Here is a 14,595-nt window from a genome sequence, read left to right as displayed (position 1 = left end):
TATGGAAAACCGCCTCTTCGATCTCACCGGCATGACCGCTCTCGTCACCGGCGCCGCTGGCGGCATCGGTTCGGCCATCAGCCACGCGCTGGCAAAGCAGGGCGCGCGCCTTGCGCTGTCCGGCACCAACCCGTCCAAGCTGCGTTCGTTCCGTGAGGAACTGAACGACACCTATGGTCACGACCATGTCGAGATCACGTGCGATCTCTCGAACACCGAGCAGGTCGAGCATCTCGTCCCCGCCGCGATCGACACGCTCGGCAAGGTCGACATTCTGGTGAACAACGCCGGGATCACGCGCGACAACCTCGCGATGCGGATGAAGGACGAGGAATGGGACGCGGTCATCCGCGTCAATCTCGAAGCCGCCTTCCGCTTGATGCGCGCGGCCTCCAAGCCGATGATGAAGGCGCGCTTCGGCCGCATCATCACCATCACCAGCGTGGTGGGCGCCACCGGCAATCCGGGGCAGGTCAATTATGCCGCCGCCAAGGCGGGCCTCGTCGGCATGTCGAAGAGCCTCGCGCAGGAACTCGCCACGCGCGGAATCACGGTGAACTGTGTTGCCCCCGGCTTCATCCGTACCGCGATGACCGACGTGCTGCCCGATGCGCAGAAGGACGCGCTCAATGCGCGCATCCCGATGGGCCGCATGGGTGAGGGCGGCGATATCGGCGCGGCGGTCGCTTATCTCGCCAGCCGTGATGCGGGCTATGTCACGGGGCAGACGCTGCACGTCAACGGCGGCATGGCGATGCTGTCCTGATCGCCATGCGGCGCGCCTTGCTGCTGCTGGCTTTGGCCGCGCTGCCCGGCGTGGCGCATGCCCGCGCGCCGCAGGCACTCGCCTGCGCGGTCATCGCTGCGCCTGAGGGGCTCGATGTCCAGCTCGCCGAAACCACGCTCACGCTCGACGAGACGAAGAACAGGCCCGCGCTCGATACCCTGCGCGCCCTCGTCGATCGCTGCGCCGCCGATCAGTTCCTCGGCGACAAGGAGCGCGAGGCCTATTTCGGTTACGTGCTTGGCCGCATGGCGCGCGATGGGCTGGATGCGCGGCTGGCGGGTGAGGGCATCCCGTCCGCGTTGATCGACAAAGCGCTCGATATCGGTCCCGGCAATGCCAACAATCCGGCCACGCAGGTCACGCAGGGCGATCTGCGCCGTGTGTCCACCGCGCTCAGCGAAGCGGGCAAGGATCCGGCCAAGGTTACCCCGGTTGGCTGGGGCCTGATCACCGCGTGGATCGCCGCCACCGCGCAGATGTTCGATGCCTTGCGCGTGCTGGACTGACCGGAGGGGGCAACCCCGCCGTTTTCGCCGCATTTATGCACAGCTTCGGGGTCCGGAAAGCCGCTTGCGCTTGCCCGCGCCGGGGCGCGCGTTAAGGAAGGCAGTCCAGCAACACCGCGTTTCCGTGCGTGATTCCATACGTGCGGCAACGCCAGCGACACGGCCCTGAACAGTCTGCTCCGTGCAGGCCGGCAGGGCGGGGGACACGAGACGAGAATGAAGGCCACGATCGAACGCGCGACCTTGCTACGCTGCCTGTCCCACGTGCAATCGGTGGTGGAGCGGCGCAACACCATCCCGATCCTCTCCAACGTGCTGATCGAGGCATCGCCCGATGGCTCGGTGCGCGTGATGGCGACCGATCTCGATCTCCAGATCGTGGAAATCATGCCCGCGCGTGAGGTTGAGCGGCCTGGCGCGATTACCGTATCCGCGCACCTCCTGTTCGATATCGCGCGCAAGCTGCCCGATGGCAGCCAGGTCAGCCTCGATTGCGCCGATAGCCGGATGGTCGTGAAGGCCGGGCGCAGCCGCTTCCAGCTGCCCACCCTGCCGCGCGATGATTTCCCGGTGATCGTCGAAGGCGATCTGCCGACGAGCTTCGAGATTCCCGCACGCCTCCTCGCCGAACTGATCGACCGCACCCGCTTCGCGATCTCGACCGAGGAAACGCGCTACTACCTTAACGGCATCTTCCTGCATGTGGCCGATGAAGCCCAGCCGGTGCTCAAGGCCGCCGCGACCGACGGACACCGCCTCGCGCGCTATACCATCGCCCGCCCGGATGGCGCCGAAGGCATGCCCGATGTGATCGTGCCGCGCAAATGCGTGGCCGAGCTGCGCAAGCTGCTCGAAGATGTGCTCGATACGGCCGTGCTGGTGGATCTTTCCGCCAGCAAGGTGCGCTTCACCCTCGGCGGTGAACACGGCGTCGTGCTCACCAGCAAGCTGATCGACGGCACTTTCCCGGATTACAGCCGCGTGATCCCCACCGGCAACGACAAGCTGCTGCGGCTTGATCCGCGCAGCTTCTTCGAAGGCGTTGACCGCGTCGCCACCATCGCCACGGAAAAGACCCGCGCGGTCAAGATGGCGCTGGAAAACGACAAGGTCACGCTCTCGGTCACCAGCCCGGAAAACGGCACGGCGGCGGAAGAAATCGCGGCGGAGTACCGCGCTGCGGGCTTCGAGATCGGCTTCAACGCCAACTACCTGAAGGACATCCTCAGCCAGATCGACGGCGACATGGTCGAACTGCACCTCGCCGATGCCGGTGCGCCGACCCTGATCCGCAAGGACGACAAGTCTGCCGCGCTCTATGTGCTGATGCCGATGCGGGTGTAAGCGGGGCTTCTGTTCGGGGCTGTGAGCAGCGGACATTGCTGGGTTCAAAGCACCTTCACAGTGTCACCAATGCCGCAGTCTGCGGACAATCTGTTCAGGTGCTCGAATTGCCCCAAAGGGCAGGCCTCCTTGTCCGTGTTGATCGGAAAGCTGCGAAGCTTCTGAAATCCTTGCGCGATCTCCAAAGTGCCCAGCGTAATCGTTGCGCGCCGACTACGGATCGACGCGTATAGACCATTTCGCCGTTGCCAATTGGTGTGGGCGTATCCGATTCGGACACAAATCGGATGGAAGCACGACGATGGACAATCGCAACATCTCAGGAAAATTGGACTTTTTTGCGCTCCGTGCGGAAGACAAGTCTCAGCTGCCACACTTGAGCAAAGCGATCGCCAACGCAGGTTCTTCCGCTCTGGACAAGCTCTATGATCGGATCGCCGCCACCTCTGAAACGGCAGGCTTCTTTTCCTCCACTTCGGCCATGGCATCGGCCAAGTCCAAGCAGATCGCGCATTGGCAGGCCTTGTTCGCCCATGGCGCCAATGCCGCCTATTTCGAACGCGCCGAGAGAGTCGGCAAAGTCCACGCCCGCATCGGCCTCTCACCGCAATGGTATATCGGCGCTTATGCCAGCGTGCTCGAACCGATCATCAAGGAGCTCGCCGGCCCTCTGGCGCAGCGCAAGGCGCGCCGCATCGCGACGCTCGTCAAGATGGCGCTGCTCGATATGGAAATCGCGGTCGAAACCTATTTCGCGGTCGAAGAGGAGCGCCGCAGCAATGTCATCAGCGCGCTCGGCGCTGCGCTCCAGCGCATGACCGACGGCGATTTCAGCACGCCGCTCGAAAACCTGCCCGATGAATTTGCCGCGATCCATAGCGATTTCGAAAAGATGCGCTCGCAAGTCGGCACCGCGCTCGGCGATGTGGCGCAAACCTCGCGCGCGGTCGATGTCGGCGCGCAGGAAATCCGCCAGGCATCGGATGATCTCGCGCGCCGCACCGAACAGCAGGCCGCGAGCCTCGAAGAAGCCTCGGCGGCGATGACGGCGCTGGCCGCCAGCGTCGGCAGCACCGCAGGCGATGCCGCACACCTCCACGATTCCGTGCAGGCCGCCCACGGCGATGCGCAAGCGGGCGGCGGCGTGGTCGATGAAGCCGTCCAGGCGATGACCGACATTCACGATTCCGCGCTGGAAATCGGCAAGATCATTGCCACGATCGATGGCATTGCCTTCCAGACCAATCTCCTTGCGCTCAACGCTGGAGTGGAAGCCGCCCGCGCCGGGGATGCCGGGCGCGGCTTTGCCGTGGTCGCCAACGAAGTGCGCGCGCTCGCCCAGCGCTCCGCCGAAGCCGCGCTCGATATCAAGACGCTGATCGGCCAGAGCTCGGTTCAGGTCGAACGCGGGGTCGCGCTTGTCGGCCAGACCGGCGATACTTTCGCGCGGATCGTTGGCAAAGTCGGCGAAATCGCGGGGTTGGCGAGCAATATCGCTTCGGCCGCCAGCGCGCAGGCCACCAATATCGGCCAGGTGCGTGAAACCGTGCGAGAACTTGACGTCATGACGCAGCAGAACGCCGCGATGGTCGAGGAAGCGACCGCCGCCTCGCGCAATCTGGCGGGCGAGGCCGACCGCATGGCTGCGCTCGTCGGCCGCTTCGCGCTGGCCCAGCCGACCATGGGCGGCGAGGCGCCGCTGCGCCGCGCCGCCTGAGGGTCAGATATCGACGACGATCTTGCCGAAGTGGGTATTGCTCGCCTGATGCCGGAAGGCATCGGTGAGGCCCGCCAGCGGGAAATGGCTGTCGATCACCGGGCGGAGGCCATTGGCTTCGATGCCGGCGATCATGTCGAGCTGCATCGCCCGGCTGCCGACGGTCAGGCCCTGCACGCGCAAGTTCTTGAACATCAGAGCCGCTGTCTGCACCGGCCCGGCAAACCCCGCCAGAACGCCGATCAGCGCGACATGGCCACCCACGCGGGCCGCCGTCATCGATTGATCGAGCGTACCTGCGCCGCCGATCTCGACCACGCAGTCGACACCCACACCGCCGGTCAGTTCCAGCGCCTTGACGCCCCACTCCGTCACGCTTTTGTAGTTGATCAGCTCATCGGCCCCCAGCGCGCGCATCCGCTCCAGCTTGGCGTCTGAAGAGCTCGTCGCGATCACCCGCGCGCCCGCTGCCTTGGCAAATTGCAGCGCGAAGACTGAAACGCCGCCGGTCCCTTGCACCAGCACGGTCGAGCCGGGCTTGACCGATCCATCCGCAAACAGCGCGCGCCATGCGGTCAGCCCCGCGCAGGTCAGCGTCGCCGCTTCGGCCGCCGAATAGCCCTTGGGCGCCCGGGTGAACCAGTTCGCCGGGGCGACGATTTCCTCGCGCGCATAGCCGTCGATGCCGTCGCCCGGCACCGTGCTGAAGGCGGTCGCGGGCGGCGCGCCGTCGTCCCAGTTGGTGAAGAAGGTGGAGACGACGAGATCGCCGGGCGCATAGCCCGTCACCCCTTCGCCCACGGCCACGACTTCACCAGCGCCGTCCGACATCGGAATGCGGCCAGCAGCGGCGGGCATCATGCCCGTCACCACCGCGAAATCGTGGAAATTGAGCGAGGACGCGCGCAGGCGGACGCGGATTTGGCCCGGACCGGGATTGCCGCAGTCCGGCAGCAGATCAAGGTGCAGGCTGTCCAGCGTTGCCGGTGCGCCGATGCGGATGGCGGAATTGCTCATTCTGCGGCCTCCAGCATTTCGGCTTGCTGCGGCCCGCGCACGAGGCCCCCCGGCACTGCGCCGGTCCAGGTGCCGTTCTCGAAGGTCACTTCGCCCGATTTGATCGTGTAGAGATAGCCGTCCGCCTTCTGCAGCAGGCGCTTGCCGCCTGCCGGCAGATCGAACGCCAGCCACGGCTTGCCCAGCTTCAGCGCGTCCATGTCGATCACGTTGAGATCGGCCAGCGCCCCCGGCGCGATCACGCCGCGGTCGTTCATGCCATAGAGCCGCGCGGTATCGTGGCATTGGCGCTTCACCGCCTGCTCCAGAGAAAGCCGCTGCCCACGCTTGCGATCACGCACCCAGTGCTGGAGCATGAACGTGGGCGAGGCCGCATCGCAGATCGTGCCGCAATGCGCGCCGCCATCCGAAAGCGAGTTTACGCAATCGTCGCGCGACTGCAATTCCTCAAGAAAATCAAGGTTTCCGTCGGCATAGTTGAGGATCGGCAGGTAGATGAAACCGGTGCCGCCATCGGCCAGCATCAGATCATAGGCATAGCTTTCGGGCGAGACGCCCGCCGCCGCCGCGCGCGCGGCAATGCTGGCATCGGCCTGCGGCTCGTAATCAAACTCGCCGTCCATCTCGTACTGGTTGGCCCAGCCTTCGCCGATCACGTGGTAGAGGTGGACGATATCGGTGTCGGGATAGACGTTGCTTTCCGAAAGCAGGATCTTCTTGAACACCGGATCGGCGAGATGCGCGAGTTGGTCTTCCCAGGGCATCGCGGCAAGCGCGGCCCACGAAGGGCGGAACAGGAACGGATGCACGGTCCCGCGCCAGTTCATCACGATGCCGTTGCCCCGCAGCGCGATCTGCGCGACGATATTGGCGCCGTTCGCGTTCTGCCGCGTCATTTCCTCGATCTGCTCGGAAAGCGGCAGTTCCTTGGCGATGGATTGCAGCGCGGCGAACGTGACGGGCAGGCCCGTCTCGCGGCTCAGCGCGCCCATCCAGCCGAACTCGTCCCATTCGCGCTTCATGTCGCTGGCGATCTCGAACACGCCGTGGCCCACGCGGCCCATGGCGCGGCCGATGCGGATCAGTTCGTCCGCCGTAGCCGTGGTGCCCGGCACCACTTCGCCATCGATCGACTTGTGGATGATGGTGCGGCTGCTGGAAAAGCCGAGCGCGCCCGCGCGCACGCCTTCCTCGACGATTTTTGCCATTGCTTCAATGTCTTCGTCGGTCGGCACAGCGCCCGGCCGCTCGCGGTCCCCCAGCACATAGGCGCGCACCGCGCCGTGGGGCACATGCGTTGCCACGTCCACGCTGCGCGGCAGGCGCTCCAGCGCGTCGAGGTATTCGGGGAAGCTCTCCCAATCCCACTTGAGGCCCTCGGCCAGCGCGGTGCCGGGGATGTCCTCTACGCCTTCCATCAGGCCGATCAGCCACTCGTGCCGGTCCGGCGCGGCGGGCGCGAAGCCCACGCCGCAGTTGCCCATGACCACCGTCGTCACGCCGTGCCACGAGCTGGGCGCCATTTCCTGATCCCAGGTGGCCTGCCCATCATAATGCGTGTGCACGTCAACCCAGCCCGGCGCGACGACTTTGCCGCTCGCATCGATCTCGCGCTTGGCGGTGCCGGAAACCTTGCCGACAGCCGCGATCAGCCCGCCTTGCACCGCAACGTCGCCGGTAAAGCGCGGCCGGCCGGTGCCGTCGACAATGGTTCCGCCCCGGAGGATGAGGTCGTAAGTCGGCATGCAGCAGGCTCCTGTTCCCGTGCGGAGCCGATTCGTCGTGGACGGCCCTCGCGTTTAACTGGGCGATTAAGTCAGAGCTTTGGCCTGCGGTCAATCGCAGGCGTGATCGGGGACCTTCAGGCGGTCCCGGTCAGGAAACCGCTCAGCCGCGCGATGAACGGATCGGGCCGGGCGAGCATGAACAAGTGCCCGCCGCCCTCGCTCATCTCCAGCTGGCTACCCGGCACGGCATTGTGCAGGAAATGCGCATTGGCGGGCGGGATCAGCTGGTCATCCTCATCGGCCATGATCAGCACCGGCATACCCAGCAGCGGCAGGAACGCGGCGCTGCTCCAGCCGGCGAAAGCGGCCAGCTGGCAGCTCCATCCCAGCGGCGAGGGGGCGGTTGCGGCATTCAGCGAAACGCGGTCTGCCCCGCCGCCATTATAGAACATGGCAAGGTTGCGGCGCAGCGCCTTCTCGGCCGAATATTCCATGGGATCCAGCATCTTGCTGATCATCGAGGGATTGCCGGGGATCATCGTGCCGCCCGCTGAAGTCGCCGCGAGGACAAGCTTGCCGGTGCGCGCACGGTGCTGGAAGGCGAACTGCTGCACCACCGCGCCGCCCCAGCTGATGCCGAGCAGATCGACCGTCTCGATATGCAGCCGGTCGAGCAGCGCGGCGAGCGTCAGCGCCATGTGCGGGATTGTGTAGGGGAAGATCGGATCGGGCGAGCCGCCGATGCCGGGCATATCGAAGCTCAGGATGCGGCGGTCTGGCAGGCGGCTGGCGATCGGCTCCAGCATCTCCATGTTCATGCCGATCCCGCCCAGGATCACCAGTGGGTTCGCTGCGGGCGCGCCCGGCCGCGCAGGCCCCCCCGTGGGATGCCACTGCCCCACGCGCAGCCGACGTCCGGCCACGCCGATCATTGTGAAGCTGGCAGTCGTGGCCACGAGAAATCCTTGGCAATCATGTAAAACAAAGCGTTGCTGCGCCCCCTAGCATTCCGGTGCCGTCAGCAAAAGAAAACCTTCGGAAAACTGCGGAAAAAAGGTCCGGTCTGGCAGCAGCCTTAACGGTTTCTCAAAGCAGTTAAGCGCATTTGGCGGGAATGAGCCAATCCTCCGGGGACATTGCTGCATCGCTGGCCGAACCTGTGCGTGCCACGCGCGATTTCGCGCGTACGCACCGGCGGCGCGAACGTGTGCCGAGTTCCCAGGTCAGCCGGTCCGATGTGGCGGGGGCTGCGTTCCTGTTTGGCACCGGCCCGGGGCGCGGGCTGATCGCGCGCGAATGGCCGCACATGGCGCTGCCGATGGTGCTTGGCGTGTTCGGCCTCGCGATTGCCAATTTCTCGGTGCGCCCGATCATCGCGCCGCTCCTTGCGCTGCTCGCTTCCGCGCTGCTGTTCGTCGCGCGCTTCACCTCGGCGTACGAGGAAAGCAAGGATCACTCGACCGCGGTGCGCATGGCGCTGATGGGCGCCTCCATTGGCATTCCGCTGTTCATCTATGGCTTCGCCATCGGTATGTGGGCTCATAGCGGCGTGGTGCCGTGGGTGCAGGCGCTGGCGCTGCTCGTCACCATCTCGCTGCTCGCCACGGTCACCGAATCAGGCCGCCTCGCGGGCATGCTCACCGCCGAAGTGGCGATGTGGTCGGGCGTTACCTGGGTCACGAACCTCGCGGGCGGGATCACCTCGCTGCTGATTGGCGGCGTTATCGCGGTGGCGGCCTATCTGCGCCAGCGCGAGATCGACCTCAAGTTGCGCCTCGTGGCGGAAGAAGGCGTGCGCCTCCAGACCCGCGCCGAGGAAATCCTCGCCGATTACGAGGAGACCGGGCAGGGCTGGTTCTGGGAGACCGACCGGCGCGGCCTTATCACGTATCTTTCGCGCCCGGTCGCCGAAGCGCTGGGCCGCGATGCCGAATACTTCATCGGCCGGCCCTTCGCCGAATTGTTCAACCTTTCGGAACAATCGGGCGAGGGCGAACGTACACTGGCGTTCCATCTCTCGGCTCGTTCCAGCTTCAGCGAACTCGCCGTGCGCGCGGCGGTCACGGATGAAGAACGCTGGTGGTCCGTCACGGGCCGCCCGACGTATGACGCGTTCAACAACTTCCAGGGCTTCCGCGGCTCGGGCACTGATCTCACCGAAAAGCGCCGCTCGCAGGAACACGCCTCGCGGCTTGCACATTTCGATTCGCTGACCGGCCTGTCGAACCGCTTCCAGATGTCGCAGACGCTGGAGAAGATCCTCACCGCGCCGAGCGAGCAGCACCGCGCCTGCGCCGTGTTCCTGCTCGATCTCGATCGCTTCAAGCAGGTCAACGATACGCTGGGCCACCCCGCTGGCGATGCCCTGCTCAAGCAGGTCGCGCAGCGGCTGGAGCGGGTCATCGGCACGGTCGGCCGGGTCGGTCGGCTGGGCGGTGACGAATTCCAGGTCATTCTTGCGGGCAAGATCGCGCGCGAACAGCTCGCACATCTCGCCGAACGGATCATCGAGCAGCTTTCCCAGGCCTATTCGATCGAGGGCAGCCGCGTGATGATCGGTGCCTCGCTAGGCATCGCGCTCGCGCCCGATGACGGGGTGACCAGCGAGGCGCTGATCCGCAATGCCGACCTTGCGCTCTATGCCGCCAAGGACGCCGGGCGCGGGCGCTTCCATTTCTACGCCGCCGATCTCCACAGCGATGCCGAAGAGCGCCGCCAGCTTGAAGAAGATCTGCGCGACGCGATCACCCACGGCAATCTCGAACTCTATTACCAGCCCGTGGTGCAGACCGCGACAGAGCGGATCACCGGCTTCGAGGCGCTGCTGCGATGGAACCACCCGCAGCACGGCTTCATCTCACCGGCCAAGTTCGTGCCCATCGCAGAGGATGCCGGGCTCATCGTTACAATCGGTGAATGGGCGCTGCGCACCGCCTGCCAGCACCTTGCGCAGTGGCCGTCCGATGTGCGCGTCGCGGTCAACGTCTCGCCGCTGCAATTTGCCAATCCCGCGCTCCCCGCCATGATCACCAGCGCGCTTGCTGCGGCCGGTGTCGCGGCGGATCGGCTCGAACTGGAAATCACCGAAAGCGTGTTTCTGGGCGATGATATCGCCACCGAATCCATGTTCCGCGCGCTCAAGGGGATCGGCGTGCGCCTTGCGCTCGATGATTTCGGCACCGGCTATTCCTCGCTCGGCTATCTCAAGCGCGCGCCGTTCGACAAGATCAAGATCGACCAGTCCTTCGTGCGCGGCGCCACGCAGGCAGGTAGCCGCAACGGCGCGATCATCGCCTCGATCGTCAGCCTTGCCGAAGCGCTCGGCATGGAAACGACCGCGGAAGGCGTGGAAACACTCGACGAGCTCGATCTCGTCCGCATGCTCGGTTGCAGCCACGTGCAGGGCTATATCTACGAACGCCCGCTATCCGCCGCCGCCACGCAGACGCGCCTTGCCACCGGCCTCATCGCCATCGCCCGCGGCCCCCGTTCAGCCCGCGCCTCGCGCCAGGCCATGCTGCGCCGCGTGGTGCTCGATCACGGCGGGCACCGCTACAACGGCACCGTGCGCAACATGTCGTTGACGGGCGCCCTCGTCGAAGGGCTGTGGAATGTCCCGCCGGGCACGATCTTCCGCATCCAGCTTACCGATGGCCACACCGTCACCGCCACTTGCCGCTGGGCAAGCGATGACCGGATGGGGGTCGAGTTCTCGCAGCCCCTGCGGCTTGACGAGGATGGCCGCATCGCCGCGGTGGCGATCAAGTCGACGATCCCGTTTCCCGATCCCGCCGCAAACCAGCGCAAGGTCGGGTGAAGGTTAAAGCACTTTGCCGAAGATCTTTGCGATCAGCTTGCTGCCGGTGCCCAGCGGATTGCGCCGGATCTCGCGCTCCTGCTCGCCAAGGTAGAGAAATACCCCGTCGCTCGCCTTCTGCGTGACATAGCCTGTCAGGTCTCTCGCTCCGAACTGGCCTGCGATCATGCTGTTCTTCGCGGTAAAGCTGTCGAGCGCCTGAAACGCCTTCACGCCCGATAGCGACTTGCTCACCACCGGGTTCATCCGCGCTTGCAGGTCTGGCCCCATGGTGCGGCGAAAATAGTCGGTGGCAGAGGTATCGCCGCCGGTCACGATCCCGAGCGCGTCGGTCATGGTCATGCGCGTGATCGCGGTCTTGAGCAGCGGCAGCGCCTGCCCCACTGCGCCTTCGGCAGCGGCATTGAGCTTGCCGGAAAGGCCATCAGTCACCCCTGCGCGGTCAAGCGTGGAAAACAGCCCGTCAAGCCGCCCCAGCGCCCCCGGCAGCCCGATCCGCACGCGCGGATCATTGGCAAACCCGCCGGGCTGGCCCAATTGCGCCACCACCCGCTCGGCCGCCTTGCCCAGCGCCAGTTTCAGCCCGCCCGATGCCTGCCGATTGGTCACGCCCACGGGGGCCGCAGGGGCCGCGGCCGGGGAGGGTGTGGTCGTGGGGGCTGGCGTACCCGAACCCAGGATCCGCCCAAGCAGCGCTCCGGCATCTTGCGCGGATTGGGCGGTGGCCGTTCCCGCTGCGAGCAGTGTGATCCCCGCCGCCAGCCAGAGTGCCTTCGTGCGCATGGCCTTGTTCCTTCCCGTGTGATGTTTGCCAGCCAGAGTTCCTGCCCAGTCCGTAATTATCGGTAGATTGCGCTGCCCAGTCGCGCTCGACAAGGGGCCAGTCCGCCAGAATGGACCGGCCCCGCGCAGCCGCCCGCTAATCAATTAGGCAATGGCCGGCCCGGGCTCCGCTGGCATAGCGTCGGGTCTGCGTATCATCGCCGCAAGGATTTCTGCCATGCCGCACACCAACCGCCGCGTTTTCTTGCGGCACTACCGCGAAGGTCTGCCGCTGATCGAAGATTTCGGCATCGAGGAAGCCGAAATCGCGGACGTGCCTGCCGGTCATGTCGTGGTCGCGGTCGATACGCTCTCGATGGACGCGTGGATCCGCACCACGCTCACCCCCGGCAGCTTCCACGAAACCGCAGGCCTCGGCGCCACGATCCGCGCGTTCGGCGTGGGCAAGGTGGTCGCGAGCGCGAGCGATGCGCTGGCCACCGGCGATTGGGTCTATGGCCTGCTCTCGGCCCAGACCCATGCGCTGATGCCCGAAGCGGCGCTGACCAAGCTCGATCTTTCCAACAGCATCCAGCCGCGCGATTATGTGGGGCCGCTCGGCCTCACCACCGGGCTCACCGCATGGGTCGGCCTGATTGCTGTGGCCGAAGTTGCGGCGGGCGATACCGTGCTCGTCTCGGGCGCTGCGGGTGCAGTCGGCTCTATGGTGGTGCAACTGGCCAAGGCGCGCGGCGCGCGGGTCATCGGCATCGCGGGCGGACCGGAAAAGTGCCGCTACCTCATCGAACGGCTCGGCGCGGATGTCGCGGTGGATTACAAGAACGCCGATCTCGCCGCCGAAGTCGCGGCTGCAGCGCCCGACGGGATCAACGTGTTCTTCGATAATGTCGGCGGCGAAATCCTCGATGTCGCGCTCGCCAACCTCGCACCGGCGGATGCGCGCATCGCCATCTGCGGCGCCATCTCGCAATATTCCGATCTTACCAACGTGCGCGGGCCCAAGAATTACCTGAAGCTTGCCGAACGCAACGCGGCGATGAAAGGCTTCGTCGTGACGCACCACGCCGCTCGCTTCCCAGAGGCGAAATCAGAAATCGCCGCCCTGATGCGTGAAGGCAAAGTGAACCTGCCCGAACACGTCGTCGATGGCATCGAACATTTCGCCGAGGCGCTGCTTCTGCTGTTCGCGGGCGGACACACCGGAAACCTGCTGGTGCGCCCTTGATTGATCAGCCCTGACCTTGCTGCCCCACAGGCAGCCGGTTTGTCGGCAGCCTACTCCTGCGCAGCGTAAGCCCTGACCAGATCGTACAGGTAATCACGCGCCCGACAGACTGATTGCACCGCGATCCGTTCATCGTGGCCGTGGACATTGTTGCCATCAGGGTCGGTATAGAGACCGGGGACGCCGTAAGTCGGGATGCCGATCGGCCCAAGGTAGGTCGCGTCGGTCGCGCCGGTCATTATCCCTGGCTCCAGCGGGACGCCGGGGTAGTAGCGCTCGATCAGCTTTTTCGCGGGCTGAAGGATTTTGGCGGAGAGTGGCGGCGGGACCGCCAATGGGCGCACCCGGCCCACAGGGGAAAGGACCATCTGCGGATCGCCGATCGCCATGTACATTGTGTCGCGGGTCGTCTCGGCATCCTCGCCGGGGAGGATGCGGCAGTTGATCGAAGCCTTTGCCGTCTGGGGCAGCGCATTGAGCAGGTAGCCCCCCTGAACCAGCGTGACGACACAGGTGGTGCGGAGCATCGCATTCATCGTGCGGTCGGCAGAGACCGTCTTCTCCGCGTCAGCGTCGGCAGGATTGGCGGCAAGGCGGACCATTGCGGCACCCAGCGCATCGCCGCGCCTCGAGCCGATATTGGCGAAATAGCTGCGGGTCGTGTCGTTGAACCGCACCGGGAACTTGATTGCACGCACTTTTACCAGCGCATCGGCCAGTTTGTAGATGGCGTTGTCGTCGTTCGGTATCGAACTGTGGCCGCCCTCGCTGAATGCTTCGAGGTCGAAGTTGCGATTGGCCTTCTCGCCGATCACGATCGATTGGCTGAGCACTTTGCCCCGCCCGTCGGTCATGCCGCCGCCGCCTTCGTTGAGCGCAAATTCAGCTGCGAGCAGTTCGGGCCGGTGCCGCGTGAGCCATTCCACACCGTTCATCCGGCCGCCGGTTTCCTCACCGCACGTAAGCGCCAGCTTGATGGTGCGCTTCGGCTTGTAGCCCTCTGCCCGCAAGCGCAGCAGCGTGTCGATCCAGATCGCATCAAGCGCTTTCATGTCGGCCACGCCGCGTCCGTAGAAGTATCCGTCTCGCTCGGTGAGTACGTAGGGATTGCTCTTCCAGTGCTGCGCCTTGGCGTTGACGACATCGAGATGGCCGAGCAGCAGCATCGGTTTCGCCTTGCCCGATGTGCCCGGGAGGCTGACGACAATCCCGCCATCGAGCGGCAAGGTCTCATCGCGAAACAGCGTGATCTGGCCTTCGTCAAATCCCGCAGCTCGAAACCGCGCCGCGATCTTCTGAGCCAGCGCGGTGCAGCTACCGGTGCTCACCGAAGTGTCGGTCTCGACCATCTCGCGAAACAGATCCCGGAACGCGAGCTGCCCGGCGCTTTGCCGAGATGCTGGAGCGGTTGCATCAGCCTTCTCCCCAGCCTTCGCGTCTGCTGCAAGAACTCCACCCGGAACGAGTGCAAGTGCCAGTGCAGCACCCCATGCGGTCCACGTAGTCATCTTGTTCGGCTCCGGTTAAGCATTATAGTTAAAATATTGGCGCAACCCTAGTCGATGAGCAATGCGTTGCTTTGATTTCCCGCAAATGTCGGGCTGAGACCGGCAATCCCGTTGCGCCTGCGCGCACAGCCATTCGATGGAGGCCTGTGGTGGGGAGCACGAGC

11 protein-coding genes are annotated in these 14,595 nt (G+C 65.2%); 6 read left to right on the top strand and 5 right to left on the bottom strand.

The genetic code is table 11. The features are described from left to right. Position 1: 1 nt before the first annotated feature. From fabG to CFE35_RS09035, 4 genes are all read left to right on the top strand, one after another. Positions 2-766: a 3-oxoacyl-[acyl-carrier-protein] reductase gene (gene fabG, locus CFE35_RS09050; protein ID WP_292930186.1), complete on the top strand. Its 765-nt coding sequence runs from the start codon at positions 2-4 to the stop codon at positions 764-766. 5 nt (positions 767-771) lie between these two features. Further along, positions 772-1,293, top strand: coding sequence for a hypothetical protein (locus tag CFE35_RS09045; protein WP_292930184.1), 522 nt, complete (start codon positions 772-774; stop codon positions 1,291-1,293). Positions 1,294-1,509: 216 nt separating this feature from the next. Beyond that, positions 1,510-2,637: a DNA polymerase III subunit beta gene (gene dnaN / locus CFE35_RS09040; protein ID WP_292930182.1), complete on the top strand. Its 1,128-nt coding sequence runs from the start codon at positions 1,510-1,512 to the stop codon at positions 2,635-2,637. 301 nt (positions 2,638-2,938) lie between these two features. Beyond that, entirely contained in the window at positions 2,939-4,354 is a 1,416-nt protein-coding gene (locus tag CFE35_RS09035) for a methyl-accepting chemotaxis protein (RefSeq protein ID WP_292930180.1), read from the top strand. 3 nt (positions 4,355-4,357) lie between these two features. Here CFE35_RS09035 and CFE35_RS09030 read toward each other — a convergent pair whose 3' ends face one another. The 3 genes from CFE35_RS09030 to CFE35_RS09020 all read right to left on the bottom strand — a co-directional run bounded on the left by CFE35_RS09030 (position 4,358) and on the right by CFE35_RS09020 (position 8,054). Beyond that, complete coding sequence (locus CFE35_RS09030; protein ID WP_292930178.1) at positions 4,358-5,371, bottom strand: NAD(P)-dependent alcohol dehydrogenase; 1,014 nt, start codon at positions 5,369-5,371, stop codon at positions 4,358-4,360. Continuing rightward, positions 5,368-7,116 (bottom strand): D-aminoacylase, encoded by a 1,749-nt coding sequence (locus CFE35_RS09025; protein WP_292930176.1) that lies wholly within the window; start codon positions 7,114-7,116, stop codon positions 5,368-5,370. Before CFE35_RS09025 ends, CFE35_RS09030 begins: the two co-directional genes overlap by 4 nt. Positions 7,117-7,232: 116 nt before the next feature. After that, entirely contained in the window at positions 7,233-8,054 is an 822-nt protein-coding gene (locus CFE35_RS09020) for an alpha/beta hydrolase (RefSeq protein WP_292930174.1), read from the bottom strand. 158 nt (positions 8,055-8,212) lie between these two features. On the opposite strand from CFE35_RS09020, the gene CFE35_RS09015 reads away from it, so the two are divergent. Beyond that, positions 8,213-10,915, top strand: coding sequence for an EAL domain-containing protein (locus CFE35_RS09015; protein ID WP_292930172.1), 2,703 nt, complete (start codon positions 8,213-8,215; stop codon positions 10,913-10,915). Positions 10,916-10,918: 3 nt separating this feature from the next. On the opposite strand, the gene CFE35_RS09010 is transcribed toward CFE35_RS09015, so the two are convergent. Continuing rightward, the gene (locus CFE35_RS09010) at positions 10,919-11,698 is read right to left on the bottom strand and encodes a DUF4197 domain-containing protein (RefSeq protein ID WP_292930170.1); all 780 of its coding nucleotides are present in this window, start codon (positions 11,696-11,698) and stop codon (positions 10,919-10,921) included. 217 nt (positions 11,699-11,915) lie between these two features. Between CFE35_RS09010 and CFE35_RS09005 the strand changes: the two genes are divergently transcribed. Then, positions 11,916-12,923, top strand: a complete 1,008-nt coding sequence (locus CFE35_RS09005; RefSeq protein ID WP_292930168.1) for an NADP-dependent oxidoreductase — start codon at positions 11,916-11,918, stop codon at positions 12,921-12,923. Between the two features lie 50 nt (positions 12,924-12,973). Here CFE35_RS09005 and CFE35_RS09000 read toward each other — a convergent pair whose 3' ends face one another. Further along, positions 12,974-14,431 (bottom strand): M20/M25/M40 family metallo-hydrolase, encoded by a 1,458-nt coding sequence (locus CFE35_RS09000; protein ID WP_292930166.1) that lies wholly within the window; start codon positions 14,429-14,431, stop codon positions 12,974-12,976. Positions 14,432-14,595 lie beyond the last annotated feature (164 nt).

Source organism: Novosphingobium sp. PASSN1 (assembly GCF_002278815.1).
This window is presented reverse-complemented; position numbering and strand designations above follow the sequence as displayed.